Below are 20167 nucleotides of genomic sequence, written 5' to 3'. Positions count from 1 at the left end.
CAAATGATGTTAAAGAAGTTTTACAAAATCATTATTGTTCCGTATATCCTGTTTTTGCTCTACCTTATGTTTTGGGGGATGGGCAGATTCCAATATGATGATCATCTGATTACCGTAGAACCTATTTTTTCTACTTTGGAGTTTATTCACAATACGATCGGGTGGAAAGATATCGTGATTATTGTTTTGGGTAATGTAGTCATGTTTATTCCTTTCGGGTTTCTGGGCTGGATTTTTCCTCAGTTTAAAGAGCTGAAAACGCTGCTGTACTCCTTTATTTCTGCCATTGTCATTGTTGAAGCACTCCAGTATTTTACAAGAATGGGCATATTTGAGGTGGATGATATTCTTCTGAATACCTTCGGCGTTTATCTGGGGTGGTTACTTTGTAGATTGACCGAAAAGAAATTTAGCCGTTTAGTTCTTTAGCCCGTTTTTCAGCATTTAAAATTCCGTTTTTTAAAATGTCTTTAAAACTGTTGTCTTCAAAAGTTTTCAAAGCAGCTTCAGTGGTTCCACCTTTGGATGCCACATCTTTAATGAGCTCTTCAAGGCTTTTCTCAGAATTGTTGATCAGGTGATAGGCACCCAGCATCGTCTGCTGTACAAAGAGTTTGGAAAGATTTTCATCGATACCCATTTCTACACCTGCTTTGATCATAGCATCCACGATATAATAAAAGTAAGCAGGCCCGCTTCCTGAAAGCGCTGTAACGCCGTCCAGAAGATCTTCGTTTTCGAGATAGACAGATCTTCCTGTGCTGTTCAGTAATCTTTCAATATTGATCAGCTGGCTGAAGGAAATCCCTCCGGCTGCGGTATAACCTGTGATCCCCATTCCCAGAAGGGTAGGAGAGTTCGGCATAGCTCGTACAACAAGGGGATGATTGAGTAAAGTCTGAATTTTTTCAATTTTGATCCCGGCCATGATAGACAGAACCATCTGATTTTCTTTTAATGTAAATCTGAAATTTTGGGTTACATGCTGGAAATCCTGAGGTTTTACGGCGATGATAATAAGATCGGCATCCAGTTCCTTAGTTTCTTCAAAGGTAGAAATCTGAGATTTTGGAAAGTCTTCTGCTATCTTAGAGATTTTGGCCTCACTTCGTGTGATCAGATGAAGATCCTGCGGCTTGATCAGTTCATATTTTAAAAATGATTTAGAAAAGGACAGCCCCATATTGCCGGCTCCGAGAATGGCTATTTTCATATCTGTGCTCTTTTTTTAGCTAAAATAATATTTTTATTTCTTCATGACGGTCTAATTATAAAAAAGCTGCTTCCAATTGGTTTGAAAACAGCTTCTGTATTATAAAATATTGACTTCCCGTTCCAGTTCTATCCCGAACTTCTCCTGTACGGAATGAATGATCTCAGTAGAAAAATCAAAAATTTCTTTTCCTGTAGCGTTTCCTGTAGCATTCACGATGACCAGGGCTTGAAGTTTATGCGAAGCTGTGTTTCCGATTTGTTTCCCTTTCCATCCGCATTGCTCGATGAGCCAACCGGCAGGTACTTTTACCACATCTCCGTTGGGATAGCCTGGGATATTTTCAAATTTCTGTTTCAGATCTTCAAATTGGGCTAAAGGAATAGTGGGATTTTTAAAAAAGCTTCCGGCGTTTCCAGTTTCTTTGGGATCGGGTAATTTGCTCTGTCTGATATTGATCACAGCTTTAGAAACATCCTGAATGGTAGGGTGCGTAATTCCTGAATTTTCCAGTTCAGTTTTTATCGCGCCGTATTCAGTTTTAATAAGGTGATTCTTTTTTGTTAACCTGAAAGTGACTTCCAAAATCACATACTTTCCTTTTCCTTCCTGCTTGAAAATAGAATCCCTGTAGCCAAAACGGCACTCCTCGAGGTTGAATGTCTTAAGCTCAAGATTTTCAAGATCTAAAACAGTACAGCTGACGAAGATATCTTTGATTTCCGTTCCGTAAGCTCCGATATTCTGCATCGGTGAAGTGCCTACATTTCCCGGGATGAGAGAAAGGTTTTCCAGGCCGCCATAATTTTTTTCAAGGCTGTACATCACGAATTCATGCCAGTTTTCTCCAGCTTTTGCCGTTACCAGAATTTCATTGTCATTCAGATCTTTTTCATCAATTCCTTTTAAGCTGAGTTTAATCGCAATACCGTCAAAATCCTTCGTCAAAAGAATATTACTTCCTCCTCCTAAAAATAAAATATGAAGATGGTGATTTTTAGAATAATTGACTGCATCCCTGAGTTCTTCAAGGTTTTGTACTTCAATAAAGTATTTTGCTTTGACGTCAACGCCGAATGTATTGTAAGGCTTTAGAGAAAAATTTTCTTGCATATTCTTATTGGTATTCTGTGGGAAGAATGAGGTTAAGTTGTTCTTTAAACTGTTTCAGCTGTTTGTAATGCACGGTATCTGCATAAGAATTGACATAGATATGTGACTTTTTCGGAGTTCTGATCTGAAAAGTTTCATCGATGCCGTCTACAGACTGTTGGCTGGGAGAACTTTGTATCTCATCAAGATTTTTAATTTTAATTGAAGCGATCATATTTTTCCAGTTCTGTGCCGTGATGGCCGAGTTCCATTGCTGATGAGTCTGTTGATCTGCGACGCCCTTTTCTGCATGGATGGAATCCTTAGTGACTTTGATGATTTTGTAATCTCCACGCTCGCCTCCGATATGGGATAAGCTGATGAAGGTGATCTCATTCGGACGCTGATGAGTGGCAGAAATCTGTTCTTTTTTCCTGTCACAGGAAAAAAATGCCGGCAACAAAAATAGCGAAAACAGAAGTTTCAGGTAATTATTTTTTATTGCCGGCATCATAGATTGTATTTTTTATAGGCTGAATTCTTCTCTATAGGTCTTCAGCGCTTGTTTCAGGATTTCAGCACTTCTTCTAAGATCTGCTTCTTTCAGAACATAAGCAATTCTTACCTGTTTTTTTCCCAGTTCAGGATCACTGTAGAAACCTCCTGCAGGAGCTACCATGATCGTTTCTTTATTTAGAGAATATTTTTCTAAAAGCCATTGTGCAAATTTCTCGGTATCATCTACCGGAAGTTCAGCCACACAGTAGAATGCTCCTCTTGGTTTAGGGCAGATAACCCCCGGAATAGCATTCAGAAGGTCTACTAAAATATTTCTTCTGTGTGTATATTCTTCTCTTACTGCTCTGATGTAGGCTCCGTCATTCTGGTGTGCCGCCGTAGCTGCAATCTGACCCAAAAGAACCGGGCTCAGTCTTGCCTGTGCAAAAAGCATGGCTGCGTCGTGGATTTTTTTAGAACGGGTAAGCATACATCCGATTCTTACGCCACACATAGAATAACGCTTGGATTCTGAATCGATGATGATGCAGTTTTCGCTAAGTTCAGGGAAATCCAGCATAGAAATCTGCTGTTTTCCGTCATACACATATTCTCGGTATACTTCGTCTGAAATGACAACGATATCATATTTCAAAGCAATTTCTGCCAGCTTCTGAAGCTCTTCACGGGTGTAAAGATATCCGGTAGGGTTACCTGGATTGCAGATAACGATTGCTCTTGTTTTTTCTGTAATTTTTTTCTCAAATTCTTCGATCGGAGGAAGAGCAAAACCTGTGTCAATCGTAGACGGAACAGCCACCACATGTACGTTGAATGTGCTGGTAAAACCGTTGTAATTGGCATAGTAAGGCTCAGGAATAATCACCTCGTCGCCGTCATCACATAAAGTGGAAATTGCAAAGTTCAGTGCTTCAGAACCACCATTGGTTACAATGAAATTATCTGGAGTAAGATCTGAAAAACCTAAGGTATGATAATACTCCGTAAGGGCTTTTCTGTATTCTATATTACCTTCAGAAAGTGCATATTCTAATACTTTAAGATCAATATTCTTTAAAGCATTTAAAGCCGTTTCCGGTGTTTCAATATCAGGCTGCCCGATATTAAGGTGATATACTTTTATTCCCTGCTGTTTCGCTTTTAAAGCGTAAGGAACCAGTTTTCTTACCGGCGATGGCGGCATATGCTGTGCTCTGTTTGAAATATTCGGCATTGTTCAAAAAATTTGTATGGCAAAAATAGGATTTAATTTCTCAATAATAAAATAACCTGTTGTCCATTTTGAATGCTTTTGAATGCTTTTGGAAATCAATACCTTAAAATTGATTCTTGCCCGTTCTTTTAATTGCAAACGTAATCCTTTTTATTGATGCTTGATGCTGGTCTTCAGTTTGTTAAAAATAGAACTGGTGGAGATTAATTATAGGTAAAAATGCTCGAAATTGTTAAAATAGCATATTAAAATGTGAATAAAATATTTGGTCGCAGAATAATTTTTCCATATATGTTAAAATATCGATATCTTAATATTATTAACATTTATTTGATTATTTAATAAAAATATCAATTTTGTATTGTATTTTTTATTAAATTTCGCCAATAATAAAAATAATTATGAAAACACTTTTACCATTGAGAGTCATTTCTCTTGTGACTCTTTTTGCGGCACCCGCTATGAATGCCCAAAATTATCAGACCATGCCAGTCCAGTCCGGATACACGGCAGATGTCATTGCCAATGATGTGGGTTCTGCCTTATCAAGCACCACAGAAGACGTTGATGGTGTGTCTTTTGCTTTTGTGGCAAGGGATTTTAAACTTACCTCTACAAGTACGGCACTCACCTACGGACTTCCTGTAAACGGGATCGTTAATTCTGCAGTGGCTTCTACACCTGGATTGAGCTTCAAACTGGGAGATCTTTATGGGAATAATTCTCTTAAAATTTCTACCAATGCTGCCAGCGGAACATTATCATTTACCACACCTATTCCTGCCTTTAAAGTATATATGCTGGCTACCGGAGGAAGCGGACCGTGTACAGTGAATGTAACGGTTAACTTTACGGATAACACCACTCAGACGTTTTCGGGAGTAGCGATCTCTGACTGGTATGACGGATCAAACTATGCCATTCGTGGCATCGGACGAATCAACAGAGCAAATAATGTTTTAGAACCGAATTCTACAAATCCAAGACTGTATCAGTCCATGTTGACACTTGATGCCGCCAATCAGACCAAACCTATTCAAAGTGTTACGGTGACTAAAGTCAGTGGTACAGGAATCGCCAATGTTTTTGCTTTTTCAGCGGATGCCTATACAGATTGTGTAGCTCCAACACTTCAGCCTGTAGGTACACTTACTTCAGGTTCAGCTCAGGTTTCATGGACGGTACCGGCCACCGTTCAGGCAGTAAGCTATGATGTATACTACAGTACAACCAATACGCCTCCTACCGCTGCAACAGTGCCGAATCATCCTGGAGTTACAGGAACTTCCTTTACCATTCCTTCCTTATCATCAAGTACGGTTTACTATTATTGGGTAAGAACCAATTGTAGCACAGCAACGGCTCAGAGCGTATGGTCTCAATCAGGAACATTTACTACTTTATGCGGTACTGTGGTTCCATCCTATACGAATGACTTCAGCACCTTCCCGGGAACATGCTGGACCAGTAATCTTTCCGGAGGTACTCCTGCCACAGGTCCTACAGGGACAACCAGCCTTTGGGCATCAGGTGGATTCTTAGGAACGGGATCAGGCGGATCAGCAACGATCAATCTGTATTCTACCAACAGAATAGGCTGGCTGAAAACACTGCCATTTAATCTTTCTGCAGGTTCCTATAAAGTTAAATTCGATTATGGAGTTGCGGCTTATCTTAGTACCAATTCTTCACCGATGGGATCTGACGATTTGATTCAGTTCCTGGTATCGAATGATGGCGGATCTACATGGACAGTTCTGGAAACATGGAATGCAAACAATGCACCTACCAATACGTCAACACCATATTCTTATACCTTAACGGGATACAACAGTGCTAATACCGTATTTGCTTTTTATGGAAGCGACGGAACTGTAAATGATGATCCAGATTATAATTTTTATGTTGACAACTTTAAGGTTGAAAGTGCTCAGCTAAGCACTTCAGAAGTGAAAGACGGTGTAAAGAAAGCATCTGTTCATCCTAATCCATTCAAAGATATTCTGTACATTTCAGATACCAGAGAAGTGAAATCTGTAACAGTAGGAGATACTTCAGGCAGAACCGTGAAAACATTTACCGGTGCTGTGAAAGAGCTTGACCTGAGTACACTGAACACAGGATTGTATTTTGTAACGATCTATTTCAAAGATGGTTCACGGTCTACGGTGAAGGCAATCAAAAAATAATTTTTTTTAATGTCAATAAAGTTGGGCGACAGTGCATTCATGTACTGTCGCTTTTTTTGATTTAATTTTCAATCAGGATATTGATAAATTTTGTTATTTTGGGAGATTATAAAACCTGACCAAATATGCAAATTTCAGCTGACTCCGTAGCCGATTATATCTCAAAAATTCCTGAAGAAAGACAGGAAGCATTCAAGAAATTATTTGATACCGTGAATGATAATCTGCCGAAAGGCTTTCAGGAAGGGGTCAGTTCCGGAATGATAGGATGGAATGTTCCTCTTGAAACATATCCTGCAGGCTATCATTGTACACCGGGTTCGGCGCTGCCTTTTATGGGATTGGCTTCGCAAAAGAATTTCATTGCTTTCTATCATATGGGAATGTACGCCAATCCTGAGCTGCTGGACTGGTTTGTGGCTGAATACCCTAAACATTCCAAACGAAAACTGGATATGGGAAAATCATGTGTCCGCTTCAAAAAGCCAGAGGATATTCCTTTTGAGCTTATCGCTGAGGTCAGTAAAAAGATGACGGTGAAAGACTGGATCAGTATTTACGAAAGCCAGCTTAAAAAGTAAAAGAGCCCGTTTAAAAAACAGACTCTTTACTTACTTCGTTACGACTATAATTTTTGAGGACAAATATTTCTGGGGGCTGAGGCTCTCAAAGTCCCCTTTTAACTTAAATTTTTTCTACACAAATATCCATAATCATCTGTGTCCCTCTGAGAAATCTGTGGTTAAAAAAAGAATATTAATAACCAAAGACGCCCAATCATTAACCTCAAAAATTAATATCCCAAATTCCTGTCTTCCGTTCCAGTTCTACAAGTGCTACCGCATTTTCAGCTAACGTTTCAATATAACGCTGTCTGACATCATTATACGTTCTCTGTGCATTCAAAACTTCCAATATAGAACTTTCACCCCTCTGATAACTGTAGCTGATGCCATCCAGAATGTTTTTCGCCTCTGAAAGCATTCCGTTATCAAACTGTTTCAGCTGCTTTTGTGTTGCCACATACTGCTGATAAGCCTGTGTTACTTCCGTTCGGACGCTGTTTTCAATCTGTTTATATTCTGTTTCTGCCTGCATTCGTCCCATCTCAGCGATCTTCAGATCCGCATTTCTGTGGTTCGAAAATTTTAATGGAATACCTGCTCCCAGTTTTACCGCATTCACAGCAGGTGAGGGAGCAATTTCATTCGTAGCCCATGTGTTATGCTCTGCGCCTACACTTAATCCTAAATCGATGACACGGTTCGCTTTTTCAAGTTTAACCAAACTGGTGGCCGTATTTATATTTTGTTTTGAGGCCTGTAGGTCTGTTCTGTTACTGAACGCTTCAGTAACCAGATCATCAGGATTGAAATCTCTGCTAAAAGCTTTGAAATCTCCGCTGATATTCTTTTCTGCCAAACCTGTTCCTAAAAATACGGAAAGTGTGGAAAAAGCCTGTCTGCTGATACTTTCTGCCATATATAGATCATTCAGTAAAGAAGAAGCTTCCAGTTTGCTTTGCTTGGAGGTGACTTGGGAAATAGCGCCCAGTTTGTACCGAATACTGTCGGATTGGGCTAGCTGCTGCATACTGAGATAAGAATCTTTCTGAACGTCTACGAGAGCTTTTGTCTTTAAAGCTTCAATATATCCGAGAGAAGCGTCGGCCACAAGATTTCTCAAAAAATCCTGAAGCAGAAGTTTGGTATATTCAGCCTGATTTTTTGCCGTTTCTATCCTGGCTTTTCTTTTTCTGCCAAGTTCGAGTGTCCAGCTTAATGAAGTTCCTATCGTGTAACCCATCTTTTTTGAAACTCCGTTATCCGAGGTTTCCATTTCAAGCTGAGGATCGGGAAATATACCTGCTGTCAGGATGGAAGCTTCCGCCATACTCACATTGTATTTCTGAGCAGCGTAGCTTAAATTTTTTTCCCTGACTTCATTCAGATAATCGGAGAAATTTAAAGTTTCCTTTTCCTGGGCTTTCAATGCAATTGGAAATAATAGGCTTATTGATATGATTAAATTGATTTTAGCTTTCATCTGATGTTAATTTAGGTTGGTCAAAACGATATTCTGCGAGATAATAAATAGCCGGCAGGATAAATAAAGTAAGGAGCGTTGAAAACATAAGACCGTACACGATCACTGTAGCTAAAGGTCTCTGCACATCTGAACCAATTCCTGTGGCCAGTGAAGCAGGGAATAATCCTATGACAGCCACAGAAGCAGTCATCAGTACAGGTCTGAAGCGGTCTTCTGCTCCTCTGATCACTGAGGTTTTTAAATTCAATCCCTGTTTTCTGAGCGTATTGATATGAGAGACCATGATCACTCCGTTCTGTACCGCCACTCCAAACAGCGCAATAAAACCAACCGCCGAAGAAACATTTAAAGTCATCCCGCGTACATTCAATGCGAGCATACCTCCGAATAAAGCAAGAGGAATAATACTCATGAGAACAAGTGCCTGTCTGAAACTTCCGAATGCTCCGTAAAGCAATAAAAACATGACTGCCAAAGCCAGCGGAACGATGAAGGCCAGACGCGAATAGGCTCTGTTTTTATTTTCAAATTGTCCGCCCCATTTGATCTGGTATTTCTGATGATCATAGCGGATATCTTTTTCAATGGTATCCTGCGCTTCTTTCAGAAAAGAAGATAAATCGCGATCCCTTAAATTCAGTTTTACCGTAAGATGTCTTTTATTCATTTCTCTGGTGATCGTACTTTCTCCGGTGCTTAATTTAATTTCAGCCACTTGTGAAAGTGGTATTTTGGCTCCTGAAGCTGAAGTCAGCAGAAGATTTCCGACCTTATCCGGAGTATTCCTGCTGTCTTCGGCATACCGGCACGAAATATCATAGACTTTATTGCCGATAAATATTTGTGAAATCGCTTTTCCACCCAGAGCAGTTTCGATGAGGTCGGCTACATCGGAAACATTCAGACCGTACTGTGCAATTTTATCCCGGTCCGCAATGATTTGCAGCTGAGGAAGTGGCGGTTCCTGATCGATGGCAAGATCAGCAGAACCCGGAATCTTTTTTAAAGTGGCAAGGATCTGTTCGGCAATTTTTCTGGTTCCGTCAAATTCATCACCATATACTTTTACGACCAGTTCACTGTGTGCTCCGGAAATTTTATCCATAACCCCATCGATCATAGGTTGGGAAAATCCTACGGAAAATCCCGGCATATTTTTATAATCATCCGCCAGTTCTTTGATAAGATCTGTTTTGGTTTTTCCTGATGTCCATTCTTTGTAAGGTTTTATTCCGACAGAAACTTCAAAATGGGAAGCGGTCCACGGGTCAGTTCCGTCGTCATTCCTTCCGGCCTGTACCATCACATAAGTCACTTCGGAATGTTTCATGGTCTGAGTACGTAAAGAATCACTCATTTCTTTCGCTTTGTCTAATGAAATTCCGGGTGGAAGCTGTACCTGAAGCCAGATAGATCCTTCATCCAGCTCCGGCAGGAAATCTTTACCCACCATAAAAGAAAGGAGTCCTGCGGAAAACAATATGATACCTGCGGGAATCAACATTTTTTTTGGAGCTTTAATAATCCTTTCGATTCTTTTACCATACAGACTACTTATTTTTTCAAGCCATCGGTTATGAAAAATCTTCTGTGGTTTTTTATAGATGAGGTAAGCCAGTCCGGGAATTAAGATCAGTGCCGCCGCCAATGCTCCCAGCAATGCATATCCGATGGTAAAAGCCATAGGAGTGAAGAGTTTCTTTTCCACCCGCTCAAAAGCAAACAGCGGAAGATAAGCGGTGATGATAATGACAGTCGAAAAGAAAATAGGTTTTGCAATTTCTGTCGCTCTCTGGATGATGGTTTTTTCTTCCAGTTCCAGTTCCGGATGATCTTCTCTCTTTTTTAGAATCACTTCCAGCATCACGATCGATCCGTCTACAATAATCCCGAAATCTATCGCACCTAATGACAAAAGATTAGCCGGAATATGAGTAAAATACATCAGGATAAATGCAATAAGTAACGACAGTGGAATGGTGATGGCTACAAGTAATGCTCCTCTCCAGCTTCCCAGAAATACAATCAGGATAATAATGACCAGAACAATTCCCTCCGTTAAAGTATGGGTAACTGTTGTCAGTGTTGTATTCACGAGATCGGTACGGTCCAGATAAGCATGAATTTTTACGCCTGCCGGAAGAGTACGGGTGTTCAGTTCTTCAATAGCCTGATGAACATCCTTTAAAACGACAGAAGGATTTTGTCCTTTTAACAGCAATACAATTCCTCCTGTACTTTCATTATAATTACGGTTCCTGTCTGTATAGCCTAGAATTCCTTTTCTTTCAAGATTGCCGTATTTCAAAGTTCCCACGTCATTCAGAAATACAGGAACTCCTTTTTCTGTTTTAATGACAATTTTTCCAAGATCATCTAAATCTTTGATGAGTCCTATTCCACGTACGACATAAGCCAGGTCACCTCTCGGGAGCATGCTTCCTCCGGCGTTGCTGTTGTTTTTGGTAATGGTTTCAGTGACTTCAGATAAAGATAATCCATACTGGTCCAGCTTCTGAGGATTCAATTCGATCTGGAACTGGGTGGTGATTCCGCCAAAATTCGTCACATCCGCAATCCCCGTCACCTGTTTGATTCTTGGAATAATGAAAAAATTCTGCAGATCGGTAAGTTCTCTCAGGCTTTGTCCATTACCTTCAATGATGTAGCGGTAAATTTCGCCCACAGGAGAGGTTAAAGGATCCAACCCGGGTTGAGCATTGTAAGGAAGTTCCGCTTCGGATAATCTTTCCTGGATGCGCTGTCTTGCCCAGTAATCATCTACACCGTCATCGAAAACCATCGTGATGATAGATAATCCGAAGGTGCTTTTGCTTCTCATAATGTGCATTCCCGGAAGACCGTTTAGTGATCTTTCCAAAGGAATGGTAATTTGCTGTTCTATTTCTTCGGCAGCCAGTCCCGGAACCTGGGTCACCACCTGTGATGTCGTGTCGGCAATATCCGGATAGGCTTCCACGGAGAGTTGAGTCCATGAATAATATCCGAAAATTCCTAATAGTAAGAAAAGGGCAAGCATCAGCCATCTCTTCTGTATGGAGAGTGTGAGTAATTTTTTCATAAGAGTAATTGAATGTCAGGAAACCGTTTTCTTTGCCATGCGATAGTTTTCCGACTTTTGAAGGGTTATTATTTCGTGTCCGGCATGTAGATTCCACCTTGAGTCATGACGATATCTCCCGGTTTGAGCCCGGAATTAATCCTTACTGTTTTCTCAGTAGTATTACCGGGAACAACGATACGTTTTGTAAATTCCTGTTTGCCAGATTGTAGCCACACATACTGACGGTCTCCCTGCTGCATCAGAGCACCGGAAGGAATAACCACAGCTTTTTCTGTTCCCGCAGAATAGGTAACGGCTGCGTACATTCCGGGCTTTAATTTTTTTTGTGGATTATCACATTGAATCAGTACCTTAATACTTCGGGTATCTTCATCTACCAGTTCACTGATATGATACACTTTTCCTGTAATTTCCATATCCGGATAGGTATTGACTTTCACCGATACAGGATCTCCCGGACTGATAAAACGGATGTCTTTCTCTTTCACAGCACCGCTAATCCATACTTTTGAAAGTTCAGCGATAATCACCACCGGTTCTGAGTCTTCTTTTAAATATTGCCCGGTGACGATTTTACTGGAAATAATTTCTCCACTGATCGGGGCTCTGATAATATAGGTTCCTCCCGAACCCTTGCTGTTATAGGCATTCAATGTTGATGAAGCATTGGATAGAGATGTCTTTTTGTTTTTATACTCTGTTTCTGCCCCTTCCAGTTCTTTTTGGATACCAACACCGTGCTTAACAAGATCTTGCTGACGTTTATAATTTTTTTCTGCCAGTCTTACATCATTCAATGCATCGGAATAGTCTTTCTGAACAGAAGAATATCCGGGGGCAAGAATTTCAAAAACCGGACTTCCTGCGTTGACGTGCTGTCCGATACTGACAAAGGATCTGATGATCCTTCCCGAAAACGGACTCGCTATTTCCGCATAATTATTGGGAATGGTTTCTATGGTTCCTGCTGAGGTGATGCTATTGCTGGACTCTTGCTCAGTCACAGTTTCTGTCGTAATTTTCTTCAAGACGGGATCGTTGTTCGTTATGGTAACACGGTTTCCCTGAATGTGAAACGCTTCTTTGTGTTGAGGTTCTTCTTTTTTACCACTACAGGAAATGATAAGGGCAAGAACAGAAGAAAAAATCAGTATTTTCATAGAGCCTATGTTTAGAGGTCGTTGTTCATTGTTTAGATGGATCATTTTACATTGATTTTTAGGTTTATAAATCGCTTTCGGTGCCGATTATTTCCCAGCTTACCCGCGTGATTTTGTCTTCTAGGGTGAGTCTGCTCACTGCTTTTTCTATAATATTATCCTGTGGCGAAGCTGAATATACTTCGGCGGAAATAATAATGTTTTCAGGTGTGTCAGTATCGTCGCTGGTAAGTGATTTGAGCAAGATCTGATCGGTGGAATTGAATGACTGCATCAGCAAAACTCTCGCATGGTTTTCAATTTCCGTTCTGCATTTAATGGTGATCAGGTATTCTGAAGTGCTGACGCGAATGGTCGGGGAGCCTAAAGTTTTTCCCAGTGGACGTAATATGGTATGGGTTAAGATAATAAGTCCGGCAGTGATTCCTGCTTCGGTAACAAATCCCAAAGCCGCCAGTGAGCCTACGGATGCAGAGCACCAGATGGTCGCAGCGGTATTCAGTCCACGTACGGTAAGTCCGTCCTTCATGATAACGCCACCGCCGAGAAAGCCAATGCCACTCACAATATAGGAAGCTATTCTTCCCGTAGCATCACCTCCGATTCTGAGGGATAATAAAACAAATGCAGCCGATCCCAGACATACCAGTGTATTGGTTCTGAGGCCCGCGCTTTTCTGATGCCACTGTCTTTCAAAACCGATGGATGCTCCCAAAATGAGTGCGGTCAGTAATCGTGTCCCAAATTCTAATGTGTTCATAACTTTTTCTTTTTTGCAGGCCTTTTTTCAGGCATACAGAAAAAGCATGCTCAGAAAAGCCTTAAGGTTGATAATAACTGGCAGGATCTGTGTCCATAGTTTGAATTATTTTGCTGCAAAAGTAGAAGTAATGGCTGTGGCAGGCCGTTAGAGATGTTTTAGAATGTTATTAGAATTCTATTAGAGAGATTAGATTTTAGAAGCTAGAAGTTAGAGAGTATTAGATAGAGTATTAGAGTTTGAGAGTCCGAGAGTATATGAAAGTGGAATTTAGTTGCTGGTTGCGAGTTGACAAGTTGCCGGTTCAAACCTCAAAACCCGAAACGTGTATCTCGAAACTTTATTAACGATTAAAATAAATATAAATTTCTAGTTTACCACGATTCTGTCTGAAATCTGATATCTGATATCTGGCATCTGATGTCTCAAATCAATTCATTCATGTAAACAGGATCTGAAAAGTAGTCGTATTTTCCCCCGAAGAGACCTTAATTCGGGCATGATGAAGATCGATGATCTTTTGGGTAAGGTAGAGGCCTATGCCATATCCTTTTTTATCAAAAGAATTTTCTGCCCTGTAGAAAGGTTTGAAAATATTCTGCTGATCTTTTTCAGAAATGGGCTTCCCGTTATTTATAAATTTAATGGAAAGATGATCGGAGACCAATGTGACGTCAATGAGGCAGGTGTCATCTGAAGCATATTTACAGGCATTATCGATAAGATTGTTGAAGGCCACCAGAAGAAGATAAGGGTTTCCTCTGTGAATCAGTTTTTGCTCGTCTATCTCGGGATCAATATTCAGATGGATGGTATACTGCGGATTTTCTTTTCTGATCTTCGTATAAGAATCCATCAGGATTTCATCAATTCTGATCTCAGAAAAACTTATTTCTGCAGGATCATAGCTGGCTTTGGCAAGATCCATTAAGCTTCCCGAAAGTCTGCTCATGTTTTTTACATCCGTTAATGCATTCAGAATGATTTCCTGATATTCTTCCTGCGTGTAATTTTTCTGTAGGGCCAGTTCCAGTTCGGCAGTCATAGCAGCAAGCGGAGTATTCAGTTCGTGGGAAATATTGGATACAAAATGTTTTTGGGTACTGAAGGAATGATCCAGCCTTTCCAGCATTTGATTAAAACTATTTTCAAGTTCGTAAAATTCCCCTTTCTCTTCAGATTCATTCAGTCTCAACTGTAGTTTTCCAGCATTGATCCTTTTGATCTGTTCCACCATTTTCACCGCCGGACTGAGTGCTTTTTTCGAAAGAAAAAGACCCGCAAGATAAATAAGCACGAGAATAATGATGAATGAAATAATACTGATGGTTAATAAATGATTAATCGAATTATAACCGTACTGATCATAAGCCGCCGCAGTGATGGCATACTGTTTCCCATTATGCGAATAAACGATTCCTGCCACCTGAAAATCATCCAGAAAAAAGAAAAGCTGCTTACTTTTGAAAATTTTGGAAAGCATTTCGGTATTTTCCTTCACATAATCCACTTTCGAATCATCATGATACACAAGATTGAACCCGGAATCATAAATAGCTACCTGCACTTCGCTTAAAGTCTGGGTATTATTTTTGTACAGCTGGTGCATTTCCTTTTCACTCAAAGCACCCTGGAAAAAGAGGTTGGCTTTGGCTACAGCTTCACTTTTAAGTTCTGTATAAAACGAAGTTTCCCTGGCTTCCTTTGACGAATAGTAAATGGCAACCCCATAAAAACTGATGAGCATTGCAGTCACTAATGTAAACAGTAAAGTAAGCCTGGTTCTAACTTTCATTCCGAAGTTTTTAAGTATTGGAACTGTCTTCGTAGCCTTTCTTTAAAATAAATCCCATGCCCGCCCTGGTATGGATAAGCTTGGTTTCAAAGCTGCGGTCTATTTTTTTTCTGATATAATTAATGTAAACATCAATGAAATTCGTCCCAGTATCAAAATGAGTATCCCAAACATTCTCTGCAATCTCATGACGGGAAAGCACCCTCTCAGGATTTTCAAGCAGAAATTTCATCAGATTGAATTCTTTGGGTGTCAATTTGATCAGATTTCCGGAACGGGTAACGGTTTTCAGCTTCAGATCCATCACAATATCTTCATATTGCAGTAATGTTGAGGTTTCCGGACGGTAAGTGGAATATCTTTTAAGCAGAACCTTGACTCTGGCCAAAAGCTCCCGCATTTCAAAAGGTTTGGTCAGATAATCATCTGCGCCCGAATCAAAACCTTCCAGTTTGTCATCCGTAGTTCCTAACGCGGTAAGCATAATAACAGGGATTTCAGGTTTAAGAGCTTTGATTTCTTTGCAAAATTCCAGACCGTTTTTCATTGGAAGAATAATATCTGTAATGATGAGGTCAAAGTTCAGCAATTCAGTAAGCTTTAAGGCTGTTTCACCGTCAGCAGCGGTATTGACTTCCATATCATGTTCCATCAGTCCTCTCACAATCAGCTGCGAAAGTCTTTTGTCATCTTCAACGAGTAGGATATGGGGCATAGAAATCTGGTTTTATTGCTGTCCTGCAAAGGTAATTAAGTATTTTCACATACCTGTTATGAATGCAATTTGTAAATTTGACCACTTAATGATAATATCCGATGATTAAATTTAATAAAGACCCGTTGAAGAAAACGGTACAGATATTCACCTATGTTCTTTTCTTTGCTGTAACGGTTTTGTTGCAGCAATGTGCGCCACATCCCAAAACCGGACCTTTAAAAAACGGAGACCTGCTTTTTGTGACGGCAAAAGAAACCGGACTTTCGGGAGCAATCAATAATGTCACTCAAAAACAAAAAGAAGCATCCTTTGATCATATCGGAATTGCAGAAAAGGAAAATAATCGTTGGTATGTGCTTCATGCCGCACCAAAAGGAGGTTCCCAAAAACAGGAACTTGCTTCTTTCCTTAAAGATCAGTCTGATGACGGACAGAAAGTAGTGATCTACCGGTTGAAGTCTGAATATCAGAAATCTGTCCCGGCAGCGCTTAAAAAAGCAGAAACCATGCTTGGGAAACCCTATAACTTCAATTATATTTTAGACGAAAATTCTTACTACTGCTCAGATTATATTGAGAGGGCGTTCCGTGAAAATAATATCTTCAAATTGGAGCCCATGACATTCATCGATCCAAAAACCGGAAAGATCAATGAATTCTGGACTGAATTTTACAAGAAGAAAAACTTAGAAGTTCCGGAAGGAAAACCAGGATGCAACCCTAATGGATTGGCGGCTTCCGATAAACTGGAAAGAGTAGGAGAGCTGTAAATAAAATCTCATAAATACTAGCACCCTTAAAGAATTGGATGATCTTTAAGGGTGTTTTTTTGTATTTAAAGATGTGCTTGAATCTGTGGGTAATATTTAAAACGCAAAGCTCTATGATAATCATGAAGACTTTAAGGTGGCAAAAAGGGAATTAACTCCGTTAATTCGATGAAGCGGACTTGCTGATGTATGATGATTAAAAGAAAATCTGTGTCATTAGTGTCATCCGTGGGAAATATTTTTGTTTTAAAAAATCTGCACAATCAGTTCAATCTGTGAGAGACTATTAAGTACAAAGATTGTTCAGTATATATTCTCCTTATTTCCCGGATTGAAAAATAAAGATGTTAAAATTTAAAATTATTAGTCTACTAATTTGGTGGACTAATAATTTTTTATATTTTTGTCAAAGATTTAACGCAAGAAAGCAACCATGATCTAGAAAATGTTTAACCAAAAAATTGTTTAGTGATGATTACACCTAATCCTACGCTGCAGATAATACCCAATAATAAGATTGGACTGCCTAAAAAAGAACTGATACTGGAAATAGAATTGAATGGCAAAATGAAATTTGAGCATTTGATGAATACCATTTATAATCAGTTTGGGATATGCCACAGGGTGTTGTCTGCCAATGTAGAGTATGTGAATGGAAACAGTTTTGGTTCAGTACAGTTATATATTAATGTTAATTCAGAAGACTACCAGAAGCTGGAGTTTTATCTGAATAAAAATAAACTTTTAAATACCATGGTGGAATACCACTGCCGTAAGTATTTTTAGGGGAGATTCATATAGTTTTAATTACAGAAAGTATCCGGTTTTCCGGGTACTTTTTTTGTGAAAAATGATGGCTGCTGATTGATTGGTTCCAGCCTGTTTGATGATATCGAATCTTTGATATCAGAGCAAAATAATATTCTAAAAAAATACTGAACTTCTCTTTATTCTTTCAATATTTTTAATGGTTTGGAATAAATTTCATTAAAATAAACCTGTCGTATTTTTAAACTTCCATTTCCGATTCAAAAAAACTGTACTTTTAAAGCATACAAAATAAAAAATTATGACCATAGTTATTATTGTTTTAATCGTAGCATTCGTTTTATATGGAGTATCCATCTACAACCGCCTTGTTAAACTGAGAAATCTGGTTCAGGAGGCATGGAGCAGTATTGATGTAATGCTTAAAAAACGTCATGACCTTATTCCCAATCTTGTGGAAACGGTAAAAGGCTATGCTACTCATGAGCGTGAAACTCTTGACAGCGTGATCAGAGCAAGAACTCAGGCCGTAGGTGCTGATTCCGTTCAGGCCAAAGAGGCGGCAGAGAAAAATCTGAACCAGGCGATGATGAATTTATTTGCGGTAGCTGAACAATATCCTGATCTGAAGGCTAACACGAACTTTCAGCAATTACAGAGCGAACTTACTTCCATAGAAAATGATGTGGAAAAATCAAGAAGATATTACAACGGAACTGTCCGTGAGAACAATACACTGGTGGAATCTTTCCCAAGCAATATCATCGCGAATATGTACAAATTTGAAAAATCTCCGTTCTTCGAACTGGACAATATTGCAGAAAGAGAAGTACCAACTGTAAAATTCTAGGAAATGAAAAAGTGGTTACAGCTTTTCTTTCTTCAGTTCTTTTTCATTGCCTTTGCTCAGAATGAATTGGCGCGGGCAGATCAGCTGTCTATTATCGGGCCGGAAAAGATTATTTCTTTCCACTCTGATATTGAGGTTGATAAAAATTCAGGAATAACCGTTACAGAAAACATTAAAGTATACAGCCTCGGAAATAATATCAAAAGAGGAATTTTCCGGGCTCTTCCTTTATCCAGAAACCTGAATAATAAAACGCAGAGAGTACAATACGATATTGTTTCTGTGAAAAAAAACGGCATTGATGAAAACTACCATGAGGAAACAGGAGACGGATATTTGAAAATATACGCAGGAAACAAAGATATCATTCTTGATCCCGGAACTTACGACTACGAGATAAAATACAAAACAGAAAACCAGATCGGATTTTTTCCGAAGTATGATGAATTCTACTGGAATGTCAATGGTGCTTACTGGGATTTCGATGTAGATTCTATTTCAGCAAAAGTAACGCTTCCGGAAGGTGCCGGAATTATCCAGAATTCCTGTTACACCGGAGAATATGGCAGTAATAGCCAGAACTGTACCGTCAGAGTACTGTCAGATCAGTCCATAGAATGGAACGCATCTGGGCTTAAAGCCAATGAAGGTCTTACCATAGCAGTAGGTTTTAAAAAAGGAATTATGGTACCACCACCACCACCTACTTTCCTTGAAAAGTATGGAATTCTGATTGGGGCATCTATGATATTCTTTGGGCTGATGCTGTATCTTTATTCAACATGGAGAAAATATGGGATAGATCCCGAATCCCCGACGGTTTATCCGCAATTTAATGTTCCGGAAAACCTTTCTCCGGCTTCTATGGGGTATATCAATTCTGAAAGCTTCAAAAATAAATACTTGACAGCTGCTGTTGTCAATCTTGCTGTTAAAGGCTATGTAAAGATCATTGAAGGTGAAGATTCCGGTTTGCTGGGATTTTTCAATACCAAAACTTTTACACTGCAAAAACTGAAAGCAGCCGATGAATCCCTTTCAAAAGAAGAGATTAATCTGATGAACAGCTTCTTTTCGCAGTATGAAGATTCCATTAAATTTGATGGAAAATATGATTCAAAAATTGAAAAAGCAGTTCTTAATTTCAAAGAAACACTCAAATTTCAGTACGAAGACTTTTTAAATGAAGGAAATAACACCAAAAAACTGGTGTTGCCGTGGTTGGTTATCACTATGGTCTATGGTCTAGGTTTATTGATAAGCTATAAGATATTGCCTGAAGCTGAAAGAATATTTGCCGGAGTTATTTTATATATTATTCTTTTTATTGCATTTGTTTTAATTGCATTTTTAGCAAAGAAATTATCATGGAAGCTTCTGTTTCTGGTTCCCATTCCCCTAAGTATTGCTTTAGGAATTGGAGGAATCATTTCTCAGGAAGGGACAGATGCCGAAAGTGTCAATTTTAGTGTCTGCTATATTTTTCTTGCCCTTGGATTTTCGGTGATGGTGTTATATCAATATTTAATACAACAGCCATCGAAAGAAAAGTTGAGAAAAAAATCTCTGATAGACGGTTTCAAAATGTATATGGGAGCAGCAGAAAATGAGCAGATAAAATTTCATAATCCTCCGCAGATGACCCCGCAGGTTTTTGAAACTCTCCTTCCTTTTGCCATGGTGATGGGCGTGGACCAGATCTGGGGACAGAAATTTGATGACCTCTTGAAAAGAACATCAGCTGAATATAACAATAGCTGGTATTACGGAGGCGTAATGAATCATTATGCTTTCGGGAATACGTTAAACTCAAGTCTTACGCAGTCCATACAGTCTGCATCTACCAAACCATCCAGTTCCAGTAGCGGATCCGGTGGCGGTGGATTCTCCGGCGGTGGAGGCGGAGGTGGTGGAGGCGGTGGCTGGTAGCCACAGTCTTGAAAAAAAAAGCGTTCAAAAATTACTTTGAACGCTTTTTTTTTATGG

General features: G+C 39.5%; 17 protein-coding genes. 7 read left to right on the top strand and 10 right to left on the bottom strand.

Features of this window, described 5'->3' with window-relative positions; translation table 11 throughout:
- Window positions 1-3 precede the first annotated feature (3 nt).
- On the top strand, window positions 4-429 hold the full coding sequence (locus LC419_RS04970) for a VanZ family protein (protein WP_306666571.1): 426 nt from the start codon (window positions 4-6) through the stop codon (window positions 427-429).
- Here the strand turns inward: LC419_RS04970 and proC are convergent.
- The 4 genes from proC to LC419_RS04950 form a co-directional block, all read right to left on the bottom strand.
- The gene (proC, locus tag LC419_RS04965) at window positions 410-1213 is read right to left on the bottom strand and encodes a pyrroline-5-carboxylate reductase (protein ID WP_223606319.1); all 804 of its coding nucleotides are present in this window, start codon (window positions 1211-1213) and stop codon (window positions 410-412) included. The genes LC419_RS04970 and proC overlap by 20 nt on opposite strands.
- Window positions 1214-1312: 99 nt before the next feature.
- Window positions 1313-2326: a UDP-N-acetylmuramate dehydrogenase gene (murB, locus tag LC419_RS04960; protein WP_223606318.1), complete on the bottom strand. Its 1014-nt coding sequence runs from the start codon at window positions 2324-2326 to the stop codon at window positions 1313-1315.
- A gap of 4 nt (window positions 2327-2330) precedes the next feature.
- A complete protein-coding gene (locus LC419_RS04955; RefSeq protein WP_223606317.1) occupies window positions 2331-2819 on the bottom strand; it encodes a hypothetical protein in 489 nt (162 codons plus the stop codon).
- A gap of 12 nt (window positions 2820-2831) precedes the next feature.
- A complete protein-coding gene (locus LC419_RS04950; RefSeq protein WP_223606316.1) occupies window positions 2832-4037 on the bottom strand; it encodes a pyridoxal phosphate-dependent aminotransferase in 1206 nt (401 codons plus the stop codon).
- Between the two features lie 401 nt (window positions 4038-4438).
- Here LC419_RS04950 and LC419_RS04945 point away from each other — a divergent pair, with 401 nt between their 5' ends.
- Both LC419_RS04945 and LC419_RS04940 read left to right on the top strand, forming a co-directional pair.
- A complete protein-coding gene (locus LC419_RS04945; protein WP_223606315.1) occupies window positions 4439-6226 on the top strand; it encodes a T9SS type A sorting domain-containing protein in 1788 nt (595 codons plus the stop codon).
- 125 nt (window positions 6227-6351) lie between these two features.
- Window positions 6352-6807 (top strand): DUF1801 domain-containing protein, encoded by a 456-nt coding sequence (locus LC419_RS04940; RefSeq protein ID WP_223606314.1) that lies wholly within the window; start codon window positions 6352-6354, stop codon window positions 6805-6807.
- 205 nt (window positions 6808-7012) lie between these two features.
- On the opposite strand, the gene LC419_RS04935 is transcribed toward LC419_RS04940, so the two are convergent.
- The 6 genes from LC419_RS04935 to LC419_RS04910 all read right to left on the bottom strand — a co-directional run bounded on the left by LC419_RS04935 (window position 7013) and on the right by LC419_RS04910 (window position 15790).
- On the bottom strand, window positions 7013-8272 hold the full coding sequence (locus LC419_RS04935; protein ID WP_223606313.1) for a TolC family protein: 1260 nt from the start codon (window positions 8270-8272) through the stop codon (window positions 7013-7015).
- On the bottom strand, window positions 8262-11357 hold the full coding sequence (locus tag LC419_RS04930) for an efflux RND transporter permease subunit (RefSeq protein WP_223606312.1): 3096 nt from the start codon (window positions 11355-11357) through the stop codon (window positions 8262-8264). The genes LC419_RS04935 and LC419_RS04930 overlap by 11 nt, the downstream gene beginning before the upstream one ends.
- 68 nt (window positions 11358-11425) lie before the next feature.
- Window positions 11426-12520, bottom strand: coding sequence for an efflux RND transporter periplasmic adaptor subunit (locus LC419_RS04925; protein WP_223606311.1), 1095 nt, complete (start codon window positions 12518-12520; stop codon window positions 11426-11428).
- Between the two features lie 64 nt (window positions 12521-12584).
- On the bottom strand, window positions 12585-13280 hold the full coding sequence (locus LC419_RS04920) for an MgtC/SapB family protein (protein WP_223606310.1): 696 nt from the start codon (window positions 13278-13280) through the stop codon (window positions 12585-12587).
- A gap of 439 nt (window positions 13281-13719) precedes the next feature.
- The gene (locus LC419_RS04915; protein WP_223606309.1) at window positions 13720-15075 is read right to left on the bottom strand and encodes an ATP-binding protein; all 1356 of its coding nucleotides are present in this window, start codon (window positions 15073-15075) and stop codon (window positions 13720-13722) included.
- Between the two features lie 10 nt (window positions 15076-15085).
- Window positions 15086-15790, bottom strand: a complete 705-nt coding sequence (locus tag LC419_RS04910; RefSeq protein ID WP_223606308.1) for a response regulator transcription factor — start codon at window positions 15788-15790, stop codon at window positions 15086-15088.
- Window positions 15791-15891: 101 nt separating this feature from the next.
- On the opposite strand from LC419_RS04910, the gene LC419_RS04905 reads away from it, so the two are divergent.
- The 4 genes from LC419_RS04905 (at window position 15892) to LC419_RS04890 (ending at window position 20110) form a co-directional block, all read left to right on the top strand.
- Entirely contained in the window at window positions 15892-16563 is a 672-nt protein-coding gene (locus tag LC419_RS04905; protein WP_223606307.1) for a YiiX/YebB-like N1pC/P60 family cysteine hydrolase, read from the top strand.
- 471 nt (window positions 16564-17034) lie between these two features.
- Window positions 17035-17349: an NIL domain-containing protein gene (locus LC419_RS04900; protein ID WP_223606306.1), complete on the top strand. Its 315-nt coding sequence runs from the start codon at window positions 17035-17037 to the stop codon at window positions 17347-17349.
- A 283-nt stretch (window positions 17350-17632) separates the two neighbouring features.
- A complete protein-coding gene (locus tag LC419_RS04895; protein ID WP_223606305.1) occupies window positions 17633-18181 on the top strand; it encodes a LemA family protein in 549 nt (182 codons plus the stop codon).
- A gap of 3 nt (window positions 18182-18184) precedes the next feature.
- The gene (locus LC419_RS04890; RefSeq protein WP_223606304.1) at window positions 18185-20110 is read left to right on the top strand and encodes a DUF2207 domain-containing protein; all 1926 of its coding nucleotides are present in this window, start codon (window positions 18185-18187) and stop codon (window positions 20108-20110) included.
- Window positions 20111-20167 lie beyond the last annotated feature (57 nt).

Source organism: Chryseobacterium sp. OSA05B (assembly GCF_019970065.1).
In the GTDB taxonomy this organism is placed as follows: Bacteria; Bacteroidota; Bacteroidia; order Flavobacteriales; family Weeksellaceae; genus Chryseobacterium.
Note: the sequence above shows the minus strand (reverse complement) of the source record. Positions and strands in the feature narration are given on the sequence as shown.

Coding starts and splice junctions, on each gene's coding strand:
- LC419_RS04970 (WP_306666571.1), top strand. CDS start 4: ATGATGTTAAAGAAGTTTTACAAAATCATTATTGTTCCGTATATCCTG.
- proC (WP_223606319.1), bottom strand. CDS start 1,213: ATGAAAATAGCCATTCTCGGAGCCGGCAATATGGGGCTGTCCTTTTCT.
- murB (WP_223606318.1), bottom strand. CDS start 2,326: ATGCAAGAAAATTTTTCTCTAAAGCCTTACAATACATTCGGCGTTGAC.
- LC419_RS04955 (WP_223606317.1), bottom strand. CDS start 2,819: ATGATGCCGGCAATAAAAAATAATTACCTGAAACTTCTGTTTTCGCTA.
- LC419_RS04950 (WP_223606316.1), bottom strand. CDS start 4,037: ATGCCGAATATTTCAAACAGAGCACAGCATATGCCGCCATCGCCGGTA.
- LC419_RS04945 (WP_223606315.1), top strand. CDS start 4,439: ATGAAAACACTTTTACCATTGAGAGTCATTTCTCTTGTGACTCTTTTT.
- LC419_RS04940 (WP_223606314.1), top strand. CDS start 6,352: ATGCAAATTTCAGCTGACTCCGTAGCCGATTATATCTCAAAAATTCCT.
- LC419_RS04935 (WP_223606313.1), bottom strand. CDS start 8,272: ATGAAAGCTAAAATCAATTTAATCATATCAATAAGCCTATTATTTCCA.
- LC419_RS04930 (WP_223606312.1), bottom strand. CDS start 11,357: ATGAAAAAATTACTCACACTCTCCATACAGAAGAGATGGCTGATGCTT.
- LC419_RS04925 (WP_223606311.1), bottom strand. CDS start 12,520: ATGAAAATACTGATTTTTTCTTCTGTTCTTGCCCTTATCATTTCCTGT.
- LC419_RS04920 (WP_223606310.1), bottom strand. CDS start 13,280: ATGAACACATTAGAATTTGGGACACGATTACTGACCGCACTCATTTTG.
- LC419_RS04915 (WP_223606309.1), bottom strand. CDS start 15,075: ATGAAAGTTAGAACCAGGCTTACTTTACTGTTTACATTAGTGACTGCA.
- LC419_RS04910 (WP_223606308.1), bottom strand. CDS start 15,790: ATGCCCCATATCCTACTCGTTGAAGATGACAAAAGACTTTCGCAGCTG.
- LC419_RS04905 (WP_223606307.1), top strand. CDS start 15,892: ATGATTAAATTTAATAAAGACCCGTTGAAGAAAACGGTACAGATATTC.
- LC419_RS04900 (WP_223606306.1), top strand. CDS start 17,035: ATGATTACACCTAATCCTACGCTGCAGATAATACCCAATAATAAGATT.
- LC419_RS04895 (WP_223606305.1), top strand. CDS start 17,633: ATGACCATAGTTATTATTGTTTTAATCGTAGCATTCGTTTTATATGGA.
- LC419_RS04890 (WP_223606304.1), top strand. CDS start 18,185: ATGAAAAAGTGGTTACAGCTTTTCTTTCTTCAGTTCTTTTTCATTGCC.